This is a genomic window from Desulfovibrio sp. (assembly GCF_019424165.1).
Lineage (GTDB): Bacteria > Desulfobacterota > Desulfovibrionia > Desulfovibrionales > Desulfovibrionaceae > Desulfovibrio.
Genome location: NZ_JAHZAA010000001.1, coordinates 91,702 through 109,251 on the forward strand (window position 1 = coordinate 91,702; position 17,550 = coordinate 109,251).

Annotated in this window: 13 protein-coding genes; 8 read left to right on the plus strand and 5 right to left on the minus strand. The window is 58.8% G+C overall.

The window, feature by feature from the left end; translation table 11 throughout:
• Window position 1 precedes the first annotated feature (1 nt).
• The 5 genes from aspS to QZ377_RS00350 all read left to right on the plus strand — a co-directional run bounded on the left by aspS (window position 2) and on the right by QZ377_RS00350 (window position 6,426).
• Entirely contained in the window at window positions 2-1,903 is a 1,902-nt protein-coding gene (gene aspS, locus QZ377_RS00330) for an aspartate--tRNA ligase (protein WP_291438502.1), read from the plus strand.
• A 36-nt stretch (window positions 1,904-1,939) separates the two neighbouring features.
• On the plus strand, window positions 1,940-2,458 hold the full coding sequence (gene def / locus QZ377_RS00335; RefSeq protein WP_291438503.1) for a peptide deformylase: 519 nt from the start codon (window positions 1,940-1,942) through the stop codon (window positions 2,456-2,458).
• The gene (gene fmt / locus QZ377_RS00340; protein WP_291438505.1) at window positions 2,431-3,444 is read left to right on the plus strand and encodes a methionyl-tRNA formyltransferase; all 1,014 of its coding nucleotides are present in this window, start codon (window positions 2,431-2,433) and stop codon (window positions 3,442-3,444) included. The genes def and fmt overlap by 28 nt, the downstream gene beginning before the upstream one ends.
• Window positions 3,445-3,985: 541 nt before the next feature.
• Window positions 3,986-4,861, plus strand: coding sequence for a DUF116 domain-containing protein (locus tag QZ377_RS00345; RefSeq protein ID WP_291438507.1), 876 nt, complete (start codon window positions 3,986-3,988; stop codon window positions 4,859-4,861).
• Entirely contained in the window at window positions 4,858-6,426 is a 1,569-nt protein-coding gene (locus tag QZ377_RS00350; RefSeq protein ID WP_291438509.1) for a transcription antitermination factor NusB, read from the plus strand. The genes QZ377_RS00345 and QZ377_RS00350 overlap by 4 nt, the downstream gene beginning before the upstream one ends.
• A gap of 400 nt (window positions 6,427-6,826) precedes the next feature.
• Here the strand turns inward: QZ377_RS00350 and QZ377_RS00355 are convergent, their stop codons facing one another.
• Window positions 6,827-7,741, minus strand: a complete 915-nt coding sequence (locus tag QZ377_RS00355; protein ID WP_291438512.1) for a ParB/RepB/Spo0J family partition protein — start codon at window positions 7,739-7,741, stop codon at window positions 6,827-6,829.
• A 235-nt stretch (window positions 7,742-7,976) separates the two neighbouring features.
• Here QZ377_RS00355 and QZ377_RS00360 point away from each other — a divergent pair, with 235 nt between their 5' ends.
• Window positions 7,977-8,384 (plus strand): hypothetical protein, encoded by a 408-nt coding sequence (locus tag QZ377_RS00360; RefSeq protein WP_291438514.1) that lies wholly within the window; start codon window positions 7,977-7,979, stop codon window positions 8,382-8,384.
• 107 nt (window positions 8,385-8,491) lie between these two features.
• Here QZ377_RS00360 and QZ377_RS00365 read toward each other — a convergent pair whose 3' ends face one another.
• Window positions 8,492-9,280 carry a ParA family protein gene (locus QZ377_RS00365; protein ID WP_291438516.1) on the minus strand — a complete coding sequence of 263 codons (789 nt, stop codon included), beginning with the start codon at window positions 9,278-9,280 and terminating at the stop codon, window positions 8,492-8,494.
• Window positions 9,281-9,575: 295 nt separating this feature from the next.
• On the opposite strand from QZ377_RS00365, the gene QZ377_RS00370 reads away from it, so the two are divergent.
• Both QZ377_RS00370 and QZ377_RS00375 read left to right on the plus strand, forming a co-directional pair.
• A complete protein-coding gene (locus tag QZ377_RS00370) occupies window positions 9,576-9,983 on the plus strand; it encodes a response regulator (RefSeq protein WP_291438517.1) in 408 nt (135 codons plus the stop codon).
• A gap of 21 nt (window positions 9,984-10,004) precedes the next feature.
• Window positions 10,005-10,835 (plus strand): thioredoxin domain-containing protein, encoded by an 831-nt coding sequence (locus QZ377_RS00375; RefSeq protein WP_291438519.1) that lies wholly within the window; start codon window positions 10,005-10,007, stop codon window positions 10,833-10,835.
• Window positions 10,836-11,575: 740 nt separating this feature from the next.
• Here the strand turns inward: QZ377_RS00375 and QZ377_RS00380 are convergent.
• From QZ377_RS00380 to QZ377_RS00390, 3 genes are all read right to left on the minus strand, one after another.
• Entirely contained in the window at window positions 11,576-12,226 is a 651-nt protein-coding gene (locus QZ377_RS00380; RefSeq protein ID WP_291438521.1) for a MerR family transcriptional regulator, read from the minus strand.
• Between the two features lie 888 nt (window positions 12,227-13,114).
• Entirely contained in the window at window positions 13,115-13,612 is a 498-nt protein-coding gene (locus QZ377_RS00385; protein WP_291438522.1) for a C40 family peptidase, read from the minus strand.
• 401 nt (window positions 13,613-14,013) lie between these two features.
• The gene (locus QZ377_RS00390) at window positions 14,014-17,547 is read right to left on the minus strand and encodes a UvrD-helicase domain-containing protein (protein ID WP_291438524.1); all 3,534 of its coding nucleotides are present in this window, start codon (window positions 17,545-17,547) and stop codon (window positions 14,014-14,016) included.
• Between the last annotated feature and the right edge of the window lie 3 nt (window positions 17,548-17,550).

Consider the following 17,550-nt stretch of genomic DNA (forward strand, 5'->3'; position numbering starts at 1 on the left):
CATGACTGAAGAAAGCCAGATGGCGGAGCAGACGGCCCAGGCGGCCGCGCAGGGCCAGGACGTACAGCAGGAACACCAGAAGTATATCACCGGCCTTGGCGACTGGCACCGCAGCCAGACCTGCGGTGAACTGACCCTTGCCAATAACGGGCAGGAAGTCTGCCTTATGGGCTGGGTGCAGTACCGGCGCGACCACGGCGGCCTTATTTTTGTAGACCTGCGCGACCGTTCGGGTCTTACCCAGGTGGTCTTCAGCCCTGATGCCGCCCCGGAAGCACATAAGAACGCCCACATTCTGCGCTCGGAATATGTGCTGGCCATAAAGGGCCTGGTGCGCCCGCGCCCCGAGGGCATGGTGAACCCCAACATGGTCACCGGTGAAATCGAGGTTGTGGTGACGGAGTGGAAGCTGCTCAACACTTCCAAAACCCCGCCCTTTGCCATTGAAAACCGTTGCGATGCGGGCGAGAACCTGCGCCTTGCCTGGCGCTATCTTGACCTGCGCCGCCCGCGCATGCAGGACAACCTGCGCCTGCGCCACAAGGTGGCCCAGTGCATACGCCGCCATCTGGATGAAGACGGTTTTGTGGAAGTGGAAACGCCCGTGCTTACCAAGTCCACGCCTGAAGGCGCGCGTGACTTTCTGGTTCCCAGCCGCCTGAATACGGGCGAATTTTACGCCCTGCCGCAATCGCCGCAGCTTTTCAAGCAGTTGCTCATGGTGGCGGGCATGGACCGCTATTTCCAGATCGTGCGCTGCTTCCGCGACGAAGACCTGCGCGCCGACCGCCAGCCCGAGTTCACCCAGGTGGACATTGAAATGAGCTTCGCGGACGAAGAAACAGTCATGGGCATGGCTGAAAAGCTCATGGCCCGGGTATTCAAGGATGTTATGGGCAAGGAGCTTTCCCTGCCGTTCCCGCGCATGCCCTGGGACGAGGCCATGGCCCGCTACGGCGTGGACAAGCCCGATACCCGTTTTGGTCTGGAGCTTGTGGACATTACCGAAATTGTGCGCGGCTCGGGCTTCAAGCTTTTTGCTACGGCCCCGCTGGTCAAGGGCATGAGGGTTCCCGGCGGCGAAAGCATGACCCGCAAGGAAATAGACGCCTTTACCGAGTTTGTGAAAATCTACGGCGCGCAGGGGCTGGCCTGGATCAAGATCAAGGCCGACGAATGGCAGTCGCCCATTGCCAAGTTCCTTTCCGACGAGGAACGCAAGGGTATTGCCGCGGCGCTGGATCTTCAGGTGGGCGACATTGTGTTCTTCCAGGCGGGCGAACCGGGCATGGTCAATGCGGCGCTGGGCAACCTGCGCGTGCATCTGGCGGACCATATGAACCTGATACCCGAAAACACCTTTAACTTCCTTTGGGTTACAGATTTTCCCCTGTACGAATATGATGAGGAAGAAAAGCGCTATGTGGCCTGCCACCACCCCTTTACCTCTCCGGCCCCCGGTCATATGGAAATCATGACCAGCGATCCCGCCCGCGCCCGCGCCCGTGCTTATGATATGGTGCTCAACGGCAGCGAAGTGGGCGGCGGCTCCATCCGCATCCACTCCGGTGAGGTGCAGCGCCGCATGTTTGAAGCTCTGGGCTTCACGCCCGAGCAGGCCGAAAGCCAGTTCGGCTTCCTCATCCAGGCGCTGGAGCACGGCGCTCCGCCGCACGGTGGCCTTGCTTTCGGTCTTGACCGCCTTATCATGTTGCTGGCAGGGGCCAACAGTATTCGCGATGTCATTGCCTTCCCCAAAACGCAAAGGGCCACCTGCCTCATGACGGAGGCGCCTTCGCCCGTAGCAGCCAAACAGTTGCGTGAACTTGGCCTGCGTCTGCGCGAGCAGCCCGGTGAAAAAGGCAAGGCTGACAAGCCCGGCGAGACGGAAAAGGCGGACTAAGCCCGGCAGAAAGGCTTGGAGCACAAGGAAGCAGCTATGATTCTTGATATTGTCACCTATCCTGATCCGCGCCTCAAAGAGGTGTGCGAGCCTGTTGCGGAAGTGACGGACGAAATCCGCCAGCTTGCCGCTGACATGCTCGAAACCATGTATGAGGCCCCCGGCGTGGGACTTGCCGCGCCTCAGGTGGGGCGCAATATACGCATGCTGGTTATGGACCCTTCTGTGCAGAAGGATGAGCGCAACCCCCGTGTGCTCATCAATCCGGTGCTGACGCTCTCTGGCGAAGAGATCATCAGTGAGCAGGAAGGATGCCTCTCCGTGCCCATGAACTACCGGGCGGACGTGAAGCGCATGAGCAAGGCGCACCTGAGCGCCATTGACCTTGATGGCAACGCCATTGAGGAAGATCTGGAAGACTTTGCCGCCATTGTCATGCAGCACGAATACGACCATCTTGACGGCATACTCTTTATTGACAAGGTAAGCCGCCTGCGGCGCAGCCTGTACGACAGCAAGGTAAAAAAATGGCTCAAGAGAAAGACTGCCGTATAGTGTTTATGGGTACTCCCGGCTTTGCGGCCGCCAGTCTGAAAAGGCTGGCGGCCTGGCCGCGAGCCCGTATTGTCGCTGTATATACGCAGCCTGACCGCCCGGCGGGGCGCGGTCAGAAACTCGCCATGTCTGCCGTGAAAAAGCTTGCGCTGGAGCTGGGCATTCCTGTCTGCCAGCCAGCCAGCCTCAAGGGGGCTGAAGCCCAGGCCGAACTGGCGGCCTTCAGGCCCGACGTACTGGCTGTGGCCGCATATGGCCTTATTCTGCCTGATGCCGTGCTGGATATGCCCCGTCTTGCGCCGGTCAACGTACATGCCTCCATCCTGCCGGGCCTGCGCGGTGCGGCACCCATACAGCGCGCCGTTATGGAAGGCTGGCAGCCCGGGGCCAGAGCGGGCATATCCATAATGCGCATAGGCAGCCGGCTTGATGCCGGCCCTGTGTATGCCATGAGCGATACCCTGATTGGTGAGCATACTTCAGGCAGCCTGCATGATGCCCTGGCGCAGATGGGCGCGGAGCTGCTTGTCGCCGTTCTGGATGACCTGATGGAGGGCAGGGCGGTGGCTGTGGAGCAGGATGAAAGCCTCGCCACCCATGCGGCCAAGCTGGGCAAGCGTGACGGCTATATAAACTGGACGCGCAGCGCGGCTGAAGTTCACGCGCAGATACGCGGGGTTACCCCCAAACCCGGCGCGCGCACTGTGTTGCATCTGGATGCAGGAACAGACTTTGCGGCCCAAAGCATGCCGCTGATTGTTTCACCTGGAACAATCGGAGAACCTGCCGCAGATTCCGCACCGGGTAGCGTGCGGCATGACGGGCAGGGCATCAGCATTGCCTGCGGCGACCTCTGGTACGCCCTGGGCATGGTGCGGCCTGAAGGCCGCAAGGACATGCCGGTGCGTGATCTGCTTAACGGCAGTTTAAAAAATCTGCCGCAGGGCGTGTGCGGCGAGGCGCGATCGCCGGAAGAGTCTTTGTAGGGCTTTGTCCTCAGGCCGTGTCCAGAGTATTTTATTAGTGATATTTTTTGTGGGGAAGGCCCTTTTGCAAAAGGGCCTCATCCCCTACGACCCCACCGCCCAAAATTTTTGTTCCAGGGGCTGTCTCCAAAAAAAATGATTTTGCGCCAGGGCAAGGGAAAGGGAGTTTTTACGAAAGGAGTGCACTCTTGCGGTGCATGACCGGAGTAAAAAATGGCCTTTTGATGCAGCCCGGTGGATAAAAGAATTATGGAGAGACAGTTCCTGGTTTGCGTCTGTGAGAAAAATTCTCCTGACCTGAGCCGGGGGACCAGAGCCGCGCCTTTCAGTGTCCTTCAGTCACGACACTGCCTCAAAGTTGACCTGCCCCGGTGAGGCTTATTGGGGCCTCTTTTTTTTCTTTTTCGTATGGTGGGAAGGGCAAAGGCTCTTTGTTGCGCCTGGCCCTTGTGAGGCGTAAAAAAAGCCATATGCCCTTTTTTCTTCAAACCGGGCCTTTTTACCGGCCTTTTTCATGCCCGCTATGCTCCCCCGAGGTTTCATGAAGCTGCGTAAATCTCCCTTCTCGCTGCCGCCCGAACAATATGGAGGCGCGCGCAAGCGCATCTTTATCGGACTCATGCTGGCATCCTGCCTGGTGGTCTGTCTTGGGCTGGCGGTTTTTCTCATCCTGCCCTGGACCGACCTGCTGGACGGCATGGTCTGGCTTGAGCGCCTCAGCATTACGGTGGGCCTTGTGAGCATAGGGGCGCTCATGTGGCTGTGCCTCATGCTGGTGTTTCACATTTATACCGGCAAGGCGCTGCCCGGCGCGCGCAGCGTGCGACACATCACCATCCGCCTGTTCTTTCCGCTTATGGAACTGCTGGCAAAATTTGTGGGTATAGAGCGCGGCAAGGTGCGGCGCAGCTTTATCAAGGTCAATAACGAACTGGTGCTTTCCTGCCGCAGGGCGGTGCAGCCCAAAGAACTGCTTTTACTGCTGCCCCATTGTGTGCAACGTTCATCGTGCCCACATCGCCTGGTGCATAATGCCGACCTGTGCCGCCGGTGCGGGCAATGCCCTGTGGGGGATCTGCTGCACCTGCGCGACAGGTACGGCATACGGCTTGCCATAGCCACCGGCGGAACCATCGCGCGCCGCATCGTGGTGCAGACCAGGCCGCGCTGCATCATTGCCGTGGCCTGCGAGCGCGATCTTACCTCGGGCATACAGGACAGCTATCCCTTGCCGGTTTTTGGTGTGCTGAACATGCGGCCCAACGGTCCCTGTCTGGATACCCTTGTTCCGCTGACGGCTCTCGAGGATGCCGTGCGGCTGTTTCTTGGGCTTGAACATATGGCGGCACACGGACAGGCAGGCGAAAAATGCCCGTCTGCCGATGCGGTAATACCTGATGGAGAGGGCAGAGCATGAGCAGAAACATATCGTTGCGTAAGCTGCCCTGTAACGGCCGCACATCTGCCTTGCGGGGGCTGTTGCTGGTTGATGACGGGCTGAGCGCCCAGCAGGCTCTTGCGGCTGTTCTGGACGGTCCTGTAGCGCACGGGACTCCGGATAGCTCGCGCCAAAAGAGCCGTGCCGAAAATGCCGGCAGGTGCCAGGGCCTTTCAGCGCAGGACAGGGCGCTCTGCACTGAACTTGTATATGGTTGCCTGCGTACAGAACTGCGACTGAATTTTTTGCTGGGTAAAGTGTTGCCCAGGCCCCAGGGCTTGCCGCGCCCCATGCAGATACTGCTGGCACTGGCTGTATACGGCCTGCTGTTTCAGGACAAGGTTCCGTCTCATGCCGTTGTTTATGAAGCAGTGGAGCAGGCCCGAGCGCTTTTTGGGCAGGGGCTGGCCCGGGTAGCCAACGGCGCATTGCGGTCTTTGCAGCGCATGGGAGAGGAACTGACGCAGCCATCCTTTTATGAGAGGCAGCCGGGTGCAAAAAAACACCGGCATGGCGCGGGCGGGCCAAACAGTTTTTTGGGGCAATGTATATTTTATTCCACCCCCTTATGGATTGGTGAGCTTTGGCGCTCCGCCTACGGTGAAGAGGCGGCGCTGAGGCTCATGCAGCGCTCTTTTGAGCGGCCCTGGTCCGCATTGCGGATTAATGCCCGCCATACTGATGCCGCAGCCCTGTACGCGGCTTTGACGGCTCCGCAGGTGGCAGAATGCGCTCCTGCGATGGCCGGATTATCCGGCGCGGCCACTCAGGAAAACGGGACGGGAAAACCAGATTTTTCAGATTATCATGCTGATATTGCAGATAAAGATGAATCTCATGCAAGGCAGGGCAAAGGTTACGCGCCTGTTGCCCTAGGGACGTGGGGCCTTGCTTTTGCGCCGGGAACCATGCCGCGTGAGGCTCTTGGCCTTGACCTGCGGCAATGGCAGGCGCGGGGAGCGTTAAGCTGGCAATCGGCGGGATCACAGCAGGCTTTGCTTGCCCTTGGCCTCGACCGCTGGCATGAGCCGGTGTGGGATGCCTGCGCCGGGCATGGCGGTAAAAGCGCGGCCCTGATGGAGTGGGGTGTACCGGTGGGCTTGTGCACGGACCGTTCTTTTGCGCGTTTGCGGGGGCTGCCCGCCCAGAGCGTAACACTGGGGCTGCCTGTACCGCCGCACTGCCTGGCTGATGCATGTAGACCTCCGGTAGTCCGATGGCCCGGCCACATCCTGGTGGACGCGCCCTGTTCCGGCCTGGGAGTGCTGGCCCGAAGGCCGGATATCCGCAGACGGGAACCGCAGCATCTTGCTGAACTTGAAGTCCTGCAGCAAAACATGCTGGGCGCGCTTGCCGATATATTGCAGCCGGGCCGGGAACTGGCCTACATAACCTGCACCCTCAACCCCGCGGAAAACGAATGTGCTGTGAGCCAACTGCTTGAAAAAAATTCTGATCTGACAGTTGAGCGTCAGTGGCAGACAGAACACAGCCACCCCTGGCTTGAGGGAATGTTTGGCGCTGTGCTGCGCAAGAAAGGCTGAGGGTAAAAGAGGGGCAGGGGGTTCGGGCTTTTGCTGGTCTGGTAGGGCGGATACGATTGTTCGCCATAACAGGCGTATAAATATGGTAAAACAGGCCCTGGACGGTATATCCCGCCCGGGGCCTGTCTGTAGTATGCGCAATGCGGTTTTTGAATGTGCTTCAGGGTGTTTTGTGTGCAATGCCTTTATTGTCTTTTTTGACCCGCCGGTGCGGGCGGGGCAAGCTTGGCACTGGTACACTCTGACATGCGCTGGCTGTCGTGGTCTGTCGCCTGCCGCACAGGGCCATCCATTTATGCGATTCGATACGCCCTCAGCAAGCATGCAGGCAATTTGCGCATATTTCTTGTGATGGCCGCCAGCTTGCGAGCTGCCAACGCCAGTTCAAAGTATGCTTGCGCTATTCGCCTTCAAGGGCCACGCCGAATTTTTCCAGCAGCGCGTCTAGTTCCTGCTTGTTGGTGTAATTCAATGAAATGCGCCCGCCGTTTTCGTCGCCGCTTATTCTGGCGGCGCAGCCAAGGGCGCTGCTCAGGTCTTTTTGCAGCACCTTGAATGCCGGGCTTTTCTTGCGTGAAATTTTTTGTGGCGCGGTTTTGCGGTCTTGTTTTTCTTCTTCCAGCCAGGGGAGGGCGGAGTTGCCGCGCCAGAAGGCTGCGGCGTCTTCTGCCTCACGCACGGTCATGCCGTGGCTTTGTATGCGCAGGCGCAGCGCTTCGGCAGCGGCAGGTTCGTCAATGCCAAGAAGGCAGCGGGCATGCCCGGCGCTGATGCGCCCGGCCTGAAGGTTTTCTCGCGCGGCGGCGCTCAACTGCAATAGACGCAGTGCGTTGGCAACGGCCGGGCGGCTTTTGCCAAGGCGTGCCGCCAGTTCTTCCTGCGTGAGGTCCAGAGCCTCGCGCAGAGCCTGAAGGGCCTCGGCTTCTTCAATGGGGTTCAGGTCTTCGCGTTGCAGGTTTTCAATAAGCGCGGCGGCCATAACCTCTTTGTCGCTCAACTCACGGATATACACGGGCACAGTATCAAGACCGGCCATCTGCGCGGCCCGCCAGCGGCGCTCACCAGCCACAATCTGGTAGGCTTCGCCTCCTGCGAGAGGGCGCACCAGCAGGGGCTGGATAATGCCCTGAGCCTTGATGGAGGCCGCCAGTTCACGCAGGGCGTTTTCGTCAAAGTGCCTGCGGGGCTGACCCGGATTGGGGCGCAAAGAAGAAACGGGCAGGGTGCTGCTTGCCGCTTCATGCTCGCGTTTGGGTTCAGAACCGCCGAAAAGCGCGTCCAGACCTCTTCCCAATCCCTTCTTGTTGCCGCTCATATGTATCACCTCATAAGTTCTCGCGCCCGCATCCGGACGCCTTCAGTTGCTGTTTCAGCATGAAAAGTGCTTTGCCAGGTCGGGAGCCTTGACAAGGCTGTCCGTGACACGGCAACCTGCGGCATGCCACGGCCATACTATTTTCCCGGCGTGAGCCGCCGGGGCATCCAGCCGCACAGTCTGCGGCCCCAAGCCCGCGCCCGGCCGTGCCGCAGGCAAGCAAAAGGACAGGTCAATGTTTGAGCATCCCGAGCTACGCTATGTCACTGACGCCAAAGGCAATGTGGAAGCTGTGCAGCTTTCGTACAAACTTTGGGAACAGATCGAGCCAAAGATTCGCAACCATATAAGCTGTCAGCCGGCGGACAAGCCCCTTGTGCAGGCAGAAGCGCCTCTTAAAGGTTTTGAACAGCTTTTGCAGTACTGGGATTTTAAATATCCTTATACACCTGACGTGGCTTGCCCCCATTGCGGCGCAAAAACCGATGACTGGCGTACAGACCCTGCGCAGCCTTTTCTGCTGACCAACGCCAATATCGGCGGGCTGCTTGTTTTTCTTTGCAAATGCTGCCGCACGACAATCAGGAAAAAGCATTTTCACAAGCATGTGGCGGTGGAGCATACCACTCCCAAGGCGGAGTAGCCCTTTCCATTTCGCCTCTTCGCCATTTCCGGCTGTCAGGACCCGCATGCATCAAGCGCGCGGGTCCTGCTTTTTTTGTCCGCAGCGCCGTAGGCGGTACTACCGGCTTACTGCAGCACCGTGCTTTTTTTTGAGGGCCGCCGCAGCACCACTTCTTTTGACAGCCCAAGGTAGGCATCCGCGCCCTTGGATTTGATGTCGTAATGGATGATGGACTTGCCGTGGCTCGGCGCTTCAGACAGGCGCACGTTGCGCGGGATGACCGTTTCAAAAAGATGGTCGGGAAAGCAGCGCCGCACTTCATTTTTTACTTCGCGCGTGAGGCGGTTGCGTGTGTCATACATCGTCAGGACCACGCCCAGCAGTGAAAGCTCCGGATTGAGCCGTTTTTTCACCTGTTCGTAGGTTTGCAGCAGCTTGACGATGCCTTCAAGCGCAAAAAATTCGCACTGTAGCGGAATAAGCAGTTCCCTGGAGGCGCACAAGGCGTTGAGGGTAAGCAGGCCCAGCGAAGGGGGGCAGTCCAGTATTATGTACTCATAATCTTTCTGAACGGCCTTGAGGCATTCGTTCAGATAAAATTCGCGCGCCATCTTGTCTACCAGTTCCAGTTCAACGGCTACAAGATTTGTGCTGGCGGGCAGGATGTCCAAAAACGGCGATCGGCTTTTGGCGATATTCTGGCGTACCTGTTCCGGCTCATAAAATGTGTTGTACAGGTCGCCGTGCAGATTTTCCTGCTGTAGGCCAAGTCCGCTGGTGCTGTTGGCCTGTGGGTCACAGTCAACAAGCAGCACTTTTTTCTCCATAACGGCCAGCGCCGCGGACAGGTTGATGGCCGTGGTGGTTTTGCCCACGCCGCCTTTTTGGTTGGCAATGGAAATAATGCGAGCCATGAAAGCCTCCCCGCCGAAAGGGCAGTGGTGTAAAATTGCCGTCTGCCGGTCTTTGCGTGCAGACAAGCCGTGCGACGAGCCTGTTTTTGAACGTTTCACATGAAACATTTGTAAAAAACACGTCAGCACATTGTGTAGTTATTAAAAGAGAGAGCGTGTACCGTCAAGGTGTAAAAAAAATAGACTGCAAAGCTAAAAAAGTTAAAATTTTCATAGCCGGAGCCTTGCCCCCCAGCGTGTTTGCAGGGTAAAATAGGGACGTTTCTGAACATACTGAACATGATGGTAGGCGTGTATGGGTTTTAAAAAGATCCTTCTGGTTGATGACGAGGAAGAAGTCACACGCATCCTGGCCAAACGGCTGGGCCGCAGAGGCTACGAGTGCGCCACGGCCGCGAATGGGCAACTGGCCCTGAACGCGATGGAAGACACGGCGTATCATGTTGTTATCATGGATGTGAAAATGCCCGTTATGGACGGCATGAGCGCCCTGCAAAAAATTCACAGGCTCTGGCCGTGTACGCAGGTCATTCTTCTTTCCGGCCATGCAGATATGCAACTGGCCGTGCAGGCCATGAGCGAAGGGGCTTTCGGCTATCTGATGAAGCCCGTTGACCTGGATGAACTGCTGTTTAAAATTGAAGATGCCGCAACGCAATGCCAGCTTGAGGCAGAGCAGGGTGGCGCAAATAATCCGTCTTGATAGACGCTTACAGGATGCTTTATGACTGTACTGAAAAAAGCAGGGGCAATGGCCCTTTTGGGCTTGATGACTTTTCTGGGGTGGTCAACCGTGGCGCAGCAGCCTGCACAGGCTGCATCCATTCAGGTGACGGAAGAAAATCTGCCGCAGCTACTGGAAAAACTTTTTCAGGAGCGCCCGGACCTTGTCATGGACGTGCTGCGCAAGCATAGCGAAGCCGTGCTTGATATTGCGCAGCAGGGTTCAAACCTGCGCCGCCAGCGCAGCCTTGAAGCGCAGTGGAACCAGGAAATGAAAACGCCCAAGCCCGTCAAGGTGGAAGGGCGCCCTGTGCTTGGGGCAAAAAATGCCAAGGTGCGTATAGTCGCATTTTCTGATTTTACCTGCCATTTCTGCCAACAGGCCGCAGGCACGGTGAGCGGCATCATGAAGGAGTATGGCAAGGACGTGAGCCTGGTATTCAAAAACCTGCCGCTGGACGAGAAAGGCCCGGCCAGCATCGCATCCAGATATTTTCTTGCCGTAGCCCAGCAGAGCGAAGAAAAAGCCTGGAAGTTTCATGACGCGCTTTTTGCTGACAGAAATCGGCTTGTGACCGAAGGTGAAACTTTTTTGAAAAAGACCGCCCAGGACCTTGGCGTGGATATGAAGCGCCTTGCCAAAGACGTACACAGCAAAAAAGTTTCGGATATTATGGATGAAGACCAGCAGGACGCGCAAAAACTGGGCGTGGAAGGAACACCGTACTTCCTGGTCAACGACCTGGTCGTCCGTGGAGCGCTGCCGCCCGATCTTTTCAAAAGGGCAGTTGATATGGCTAAAAGTCAGGCAGACAACAAGCCCGCAAAATAAAACGCAGAGTTTTTGTTAACGCAAGATGGTATCCTGAAAATGGTTTGCTTTCTGCCAAAAAGGGCAGAGCAGGGCTACAGCAGAGGATAAATCCGGATAGTCGGCGTCGCCCTTATGTGCAGGCCCCTGATGCAAGCGGCCGATAAACCTCTGATACAAGTTCTTGCCGTAAACATCTGTCGCAACCGAAAAGACATCGGTTTCTCATAAAGGCCCTTCGCAGAAATGCGTGGGGTCTTTGTCTTTTGCACGGCGTGTGAGAGGGCCGTGGCCAATGCGGGGCCGCAGGTGAGGCGCTGCGGTCGTTGGGCGTTCCGGGATGTGGAAAAGCTGTTTGACGTAAGGGCATTACAGCCCGATCCGGTCGCGCAAGGCTGAAGTGCGCGGCCTGCCGGTCGCTGTTGCCGGGTACTGCCACAGGAATGCAAGGCCGTTATGGCGCGCTGCTTTTGACGGTGCGCCCGCTGTGTATGTGGTGGTGGGGGCGGTATTATGGCAGGGGCGCAGTTGAGGCCTTTCATATACCGCTGTGATGGCGAGTGGAGAAAAAAAGGCTGCGTTGCGCCAGTGCCGGTAGAAACGCAAGGCGCACGGTCCCCCTGCCTTGCAATGGCGAGGTGCCGGCTACGGCTGAAAACTGATGCGAGGTGTACGCGAGGGAGGGGGGCGCTCTGTGCAGAGCTGGCTTGCTGCGGAACCTGTGCACAGGTTGCTGCAACTGGGGGGATGGGCAGCTACGGCTAGCCGTAGCCGGGAGTGGTTTTTCCATGCTTTGTCGCTGGGCCTGTGGCCTCAGCCGGGGTATCCGCAGTGCCTCTGCTGCGGACGACACGTCCCATCCATTGCCGTAGTTGTTCAAGGTCAGCTTGTTGCGTTTTTTCAGATGAGTGGAGCAACAGGCGCAGGGTGTCCAGCTCTTGCCGCAAGTCCGCATTTTGCCCGTCAGCACCGGCAGCACCGGAAGCTGTCTGGCTTGCCTGTGCGGGCAGGCGTTCCACAACGGCATGCAGCAACTGCGCAATCCCTTCCAGCGCCGTGGCTTGCCGCTCCATCAACTGCAATGCTGCTGAAGGAAAAAAATCCTGGGCGGGCGGTTGAGCGGCCTGAAGCGGGGTATTGCCCGCAAGTGCCACAGCATTGCGCGGAAAGCGCGCCAGAAGGGCGTCTTCCACAGCAGCCGCAGTGCGGGATTTTTGCATCTGCTCAAGTATGGCGGCGATAACCTCAAGCGTTTCCGGGCGGTAGCGGCGTCTTCTGCCTTCACCCACACTGGGAATAAAGGCGGCAAAGCGCTTGCAGTAATAGCGGGTTGTGGATTCCGGGAGGGAAAAATGGCGGGATATGTCCGCAATGCTCAGCAGGCTTTCACTAATAGCAGTTTTGCGCGCCATGTCTCCTCCTGTGCGAAGCGTGAACTTGCATATTGTTGCGTTGTTGCCCCGGCCGCCCAAAGAAATACGCCTGAAAAAGAGCAGGGCCGCGGGAGACGTCATAACCGCAACAAAGAAACTACGCTGCGCATTTTCTCACGGGTTACGCGAAAACAATAATAATGGCAAGCAAAAGCGGCAAAAAAGGGGGCTTCTGGCAGGGATATTGCGCAATATTGATATTGTGGAAGTGAAAATCTTACGTCGTAATATTGCCATGTGCAGAAGCTGGTGCAGTTGCTGCCGTAAAGGGGAATGGCAACGCGCATGAAGCTGCGGCAAAAACGAGGCCGCAGCATGGGCCGGAAACCGCGAAAAATGAAGCTGTTGCGCGTCGAGACTGTCTGGTGGCCGCGCCAGAGCGGCAGCCGTGGCGTCGTAAGCGCGGTTTGTCTGCGGTATACACGGTAAATGCCGAAAAGACGCGCATGGCTTGGCACGGCTGCGCAGGCAATAGCCGGATGTTGCGGAAGATGGGCAGGTTGCCGGATTCGATAGCCGGAGCGGAGCGGACGGAGAACCGCAATATGTGTTGCGGCATTGCGCAGTGTACGTCGGCAGGGGGTTGATCGCCCATAACCCCGGCAACAGGTATCGGATGGCGGCGCCTGGTCAGTATGCTTTCCGGCAGAGCAGGGCGGCGTGATCAACATCGGGATCCGTGAGATCCGTGCTTGTCCGCGGGGTGGCGAAGGCCGGGTATGCCTGTGTTCAGGCTATGGCCGTACAAGAATCCCCACGGTCATAGTTGACGGCTTGCTGCCGTACACGGGGCCGGGGGGCAGAACGCCTGCCGTGCAAGGGCCTGTGGCCTGCATTCGCATCGTTCGTCAGGGTGGCGTCAGGCTGTCAGCGCACCACACGACGCACGGCAATAAGTTTGCTGCGCCAGTAGGGAATGGTTATGCTTTCCATGCGTACATTTTGACCCCGCCGCGGGCTGTGGATAAAGCTGTCGCCCCCGGCGTAGATGCCGGTATGCAGACCGCGCGGGCTTGAACCGGTGCGAAAGACAACGATGTCTCCGGGGCGTGCCTGATCCTTGGGGACGGCATACCCGGCCCTTGCCTGGTCCACGGTAATGCGGGGAACCTTGTAGCCATTCTGCTTGTAGACCCACCAGATGAGCCCGGAGCAGTCAAAACCCTTTTGCGGCGACGCGCCGCCGGAACGGTATTTTTTCCCCATCTGGCTATAGGCCGTGCGCACTACCTTGTGGGCGGATTCCGGAGCTGGGCCGGGATCTACCGGACGTTGCAGACCGCACCCGGCAAGCAGAAAAAAAGCGAGCATGAGCAGCGCGGCCCACGGCTTTGAAAAAATATGTATGTCAGTCATTCCTTTCATGGCAGCCTCATACACAGATACCCTTGCGGGCAGGCGGTTTTCTGTGCAGCCCATGCCTTTTATGGCAACAGGACAGAATACTTGATAACCCGCGATGTTATTCAAGCATAATGTGTGCCAGACGGTTTTGGCGCAGTAAAAGGGATGCTATTTCAACTGGTAGAAATTGTTTAGAAATGCCGGATATTTTTTACAGCAACTTCTGCCGGGTCTTGCGTCTGCATTCTGACACGGCTCGTGCACAAAGAGTGCCTTATGCGGCCTGTTTGCATGATGCCAATCGCACAGGAAAACCAGCGTAGTTTCCTGCTTCTCCACAGGCCTTGCGCTGCAAGGCCTGTGGAGTCCGCAAAAAAACTGGAAATAAATATTTTCAAGGCCGCTACACGTTGGTTTCCGGCTCAGGCTTTACCCTTGGGCTTTTCCTCCGACTCTGAGGGCAACAGGGAAAGGGAGCGTACAAGTGTCTGCCTGTGCGGAGTCAGGACGCTCTGGCGGCAGCAATGGCGTATCTGCTCAAGAAAGGGCGAAGGCGGCAGGGCAAGGCTTTTCCCGTACAGCGTGCGTCTGGCGCTGTGGCTCACAAAAAGCGCCCGGGCGGCACGGGTCAGGGCCACATAAAGCAGGCGGCGTTCTTCCTCTTCCTGTTCCGGGGTCTCGTGCCCGTTTTCGGCAGACGCGGCATCTGCGCACGGTGTGCCGGTTGCGGGCGGTGTGGCGCCATCAGCATTGCCGGCGCTGCCCTTGCCCGCAGCGCTTGCCACCTGCGTCGTATCCGTTGGCACATCCGTGGCCGGGCCGAAAAGCATGTCACGGCGCAAAGGCAGCAGGCCGTCCTCAAGACCGGGCAAAAAGACGGCCTGGAATTCAAGCCCCTTGGATGCGTGCATGGTCATGATCTGCACATGCTCGGTTTTGTTGCGCACCATTTCTGTTTCCTGAAGCCATGCCAGATGGTGCAAAAACTCCTGCCAGCTTTTCTGTTCTTGCCAACTGCGCTTCAGTTCGCGCCAGGCCCGCCCGGTAAGCAGTACCTCTCCTGCCCAGTTTTGCCCGGCCAGCCATCCTTCAAGGTCGTCCGGAGGAGGCAGGGGACCGGCAGCGGCAAAGGGATTGCCCGTCGCGGCAGCCAGATCATTTTGCAAATTTTGCTGCGGCGTGGTTGTGTCAAATACCTGTGCCAGTTCGGAAAACCCGCAGTGCACTGCGGCCAGGGCAAGCAGCCGGGCGCAGCCGGCATCTTGCCAAAAGGCCTCTTCGACCGGGGCCGAACAAGGAATGCCCGCCTGCTCCAGTGCGGCCTTCAGCGGGGGGATCTGCGCGCGCAGGCGCACGAGAACGGCAATGTCGCCGGGGGCAAGGGTTCCGTCCAGTTCGTGAGCATCGGCGCTGTTCTGCTGCTGGTCCAGCAGGGTATGCCCTGTGGCCCCAAGCAGGGCCTGAACGCGGCGGCTTATCCAGCGCAGTTCGGCCTGCTGGTCCGGTGCGGAGAACAGGCGCAACTGCGCATTGAGGCTCTGTGCCGCCGTGAGAGGGCCGCATTGGCCCTTGTGGAGCAGCAGGCTGTGCGCCATGTTCAGCACCGCCTGGCTGGAGCGGAAGCTGCGGCCGAGGCAGAAAACAGACAGCCCGGGCCAGATGGCGCGCAGGCTGGCCTCGCTCTGGCCCGACACGCCGCGAAAGCCGTAAATGGCCTGATCCGGATCGCCAATGCCGAAAAAGCCGGAACCGTCAGGCGGCAGCATGCCGCGTATGATATCAAGCTGCACGGGCGAAAGGTCCTGCACTTCGTCCACCAGCACATGTTGCGGCAGCATGTCGCGCGGCAGGTCATCCAGATGGTCCAGCCACCAGTCCAGCAGGTCTGCGTAATCGACATAGCGAAAGCCCGGGCGTTCGGCCTTGCGGGCCGTATACCGTGCGGCGGCCAGTTCAAGTGCGGCATGCCCGGCGTGTAAGGTGTGCCGTGTTTCGCGCACCAGAGAAAGCTGGCGCCACAGTTCGCGTGCCTCGCGCGCCTGAAGTTGCGGGTTGGCAGCCATGAAAAAGCGCAGGGCAGCGTCTTCGCCAAGCAGCAGACATTCCTGCCCCTGAGCCTGGGTCACGACGCGCATACGGCCCCAGGCAAGGCCGTGCAGGGTATCGCAGCAGGGCAGGTCCCGCATGTGCGGCAAGGCTGCGGCAAGCCGCTGGCGCATTTCATTGGCGGCGCGGCGCGTAAAGGTAACAGCAAGCAGTTTGTGCGGCGCTGTACCCTGATCAAGCAGGTGCTGGATGCGCCCCACGAGCACACGTGTTTTACCTGCGCCGGGACCGGCCTGCACCAGCACAGGGCCGGGACCGGCCACAAGTGCCATGTGCTGCTCTTCGCTGAAAGCCCCTGTGCCGCCTGATGCCACAGTGCCGTGCTCCGGCTGGCTGGTTCGGGAGGCCGAGGTTGCGGCGGGGCGCTCCTTCATGAGGTCCAGCATGTTCACCGAAGCTGCCCTGGCCCGGCGCGTTTTGCCTGTCGGGGCTGCATCGGCGGCACTGCCGCCAGCGGCTTTGACGGCGGTTGCCGCGCTCGCCCCGGTCTTGCGGCTTTTGACAGGCCCAAGGCCGGGCAGGGCGCCGCGTCCTGTGCCACGCCAGGTATTGCGGATGTCGTCCAGTTCTTCAGGTGTAAAAACACGCACCACGCCGTATTCACCGTCGTAGCCACCCTGGCGGATGACCTGCCCCCGGCGCATGCGGGCTACGGCTTCACCCAGTGGTTCCCAGTGGGCGCGTATTTCCTGTTCGGGCATGCGGCAAAGAATGTCCAGCTCTGGGCCAAGCTCGCGCAGCAGACTGCCATAGCGCTCCTGTACCCTGCGTGATGCGACGCCCACACCCAGAATTTCTCCCACCACTTCGGCCAGAGGAATAAGTGGCCGGGCTTCAGGCTCATGCGGAAGCTGGGGCGACTCTTCCCTGTCGGCCAGTTCCCATACACGGTGCAGCACGCCCACCGTAAGCGGCTTGCCGCATACGGGGCAGATATTGCCGAGCTTGCGTGATTCTCTGGGTTCCAGAACCACGTTGCAGGCGCGGTGGCCGTCCAGATGGTATTTGCCTTCGTCCGGGTAGAATTCCATTGTGCCGAGAAAGCGGCAGTCCAGGGCATCCTGCGGCTGACGGCGAGCCGCCGTGCGCAACGCCTCAAACATGCCCGCATAGGAGGGACGCCCCGCAAAAAGATTGGCTTCGCGCCCCAGGTTGGCTCCGGAGTGCGCGTCTGAATTGGATACAAGGGCGTAGCCATCGAGCTGACTGACCAGCCGGTTCATTTCCGGGTCGGACGAAAGGCCGGTTTCAAGGGCAAAAATATGTTCCGAAAGGTCGCCGTAGCAGTCGGTCAGGCGGTCAAAGCCGGACTTGGAGCCAAAAAGCGCGAACCAGGGGGTCCACACGTGGGCGGGAATCATCACGGAGTCTTCGGCGCATTCCAGCATGATTTCCAGCAGGTCGCGCGAATCAAGGCCGAGAATGGGCCTGCCGTCCGAATGCAGGTTGCCGATCTGCTCAAGGCGCAGCGAAAGCCTTTCGGCATCTTCAAGGGTGCGCACAAAAATAAGATTATGTACCTTGCGCACCTTGCCATGCCGTTTGTAGATGGAGCTGATCTCGGCCTGAAGCATGAAAAGCGGCTTTTCGGCGCTGACGTCGGCCATATGCCCGCCAGCCATGACATCAAGCTGTTCCGGCTCTCCTTTGAGGCGGTACAGGCCGCTGGATTCGTCCCGTTCAAGCTGCTCTGACAGTTCCGCCCGCCATTGCGGATGGGTAAAGTCACCCGTGCCGAGAACGCTGATGCCTTTGCAGCGCGCCCATGCGGCCAGATGGCGCGCATTGAGGGCCTTGCTGGTGGCCCGGGAAAAACGGGAATGAATGTGCAGGTCGGCTATGAAATTCATATG

Coding starts and splice junctions, on each gene's coding strand:
- aspS (WP_291438502.1), top strand. CDS start 2: ATGACTGAAGAAAGCCAGATGGCGGAGCAGACGGCCCAGGCGGCCGCG.
- def (WP_291438503.1), top strand. CDS start 1,940: ATGATTCTTGATATTGTCACCTATCCTGATCCGCGCCTCAAAGAGGTG.
- fmt (WP_291438505.1), top strand. CDS start 2,431: ATGGCTCAAGAGAAAGACTGCCGTATAGTGTTTATGGGTACTCCCGGC.
- QZ377_RS00345 (WP_291438507.1), top strand. CDS start 3,986: ATGAAGCTGCGTAAATCTCCCTTCTCGCTGCCGCCCGAACAATATGGA.
- QZ377_RS00350 (WP_291438509.1), top strand. CDS start 4,858: ATGAGCAGAAACATATCGTTGCGTAAGCTGCCCTGTAACGGCCGCACA.
- QZ377_RS00355 (WP_291438512.1), bottom strand. CDS start 7,741: ATGAGCGGCAACAAGAAGGGATTGGGAAGAGGTCTGGACGCGCTTTTC.
- QZ377_RS00360 (WP_291438514.1), top strand. CDS start 7,977: ATGTTTGAGCATCCCGAGCTACGCTATGTCACTGACGCCAAAGGCAAT.
- QZ377_RS00365 (WP_291438516.1), bottom strand. CDS start 9,280: ATGGCTCGCATTATTTCCATTGCCAACCAAAAAGGCGGCGTGGGCAAA.
- QZ377_RS00370 (WP_291438517.1), top strand. CDS start 9,576: ATGGGTTTTAAAAAGATCCTTCTGGTTGATGACGAGGAAGAAGTCACA.
- QZ377_RS00375 (WP_291438519.1), top strand. CDS start 10,005: ATGACTGTACTGAAAAAAGCAGGGGCAATGGCCCTTTTGGGCTTGATG.
- QZ377_RS00380 (WP_291438521.1), bottom strand. CDS start 12,226: ATGGCGCGCAAAACTGCTATTAGTGAAAGCCTGCTGAGCATTGCGGAC.
- QZ377_RS00385 (WP_291438522.1), bottom strand. CDS start 13,612: ATGAAAGGAATGACTGACATACATATTTTTTCAAAGCCGTGGGCCGCG.
- QZ377_RS00390 (WP_291438524.1), bottom strand. CDS start 17,547: ATGAATTTCATAGCCGACCTGCACATTCATTCCCGTTTTTCCCGGGCC.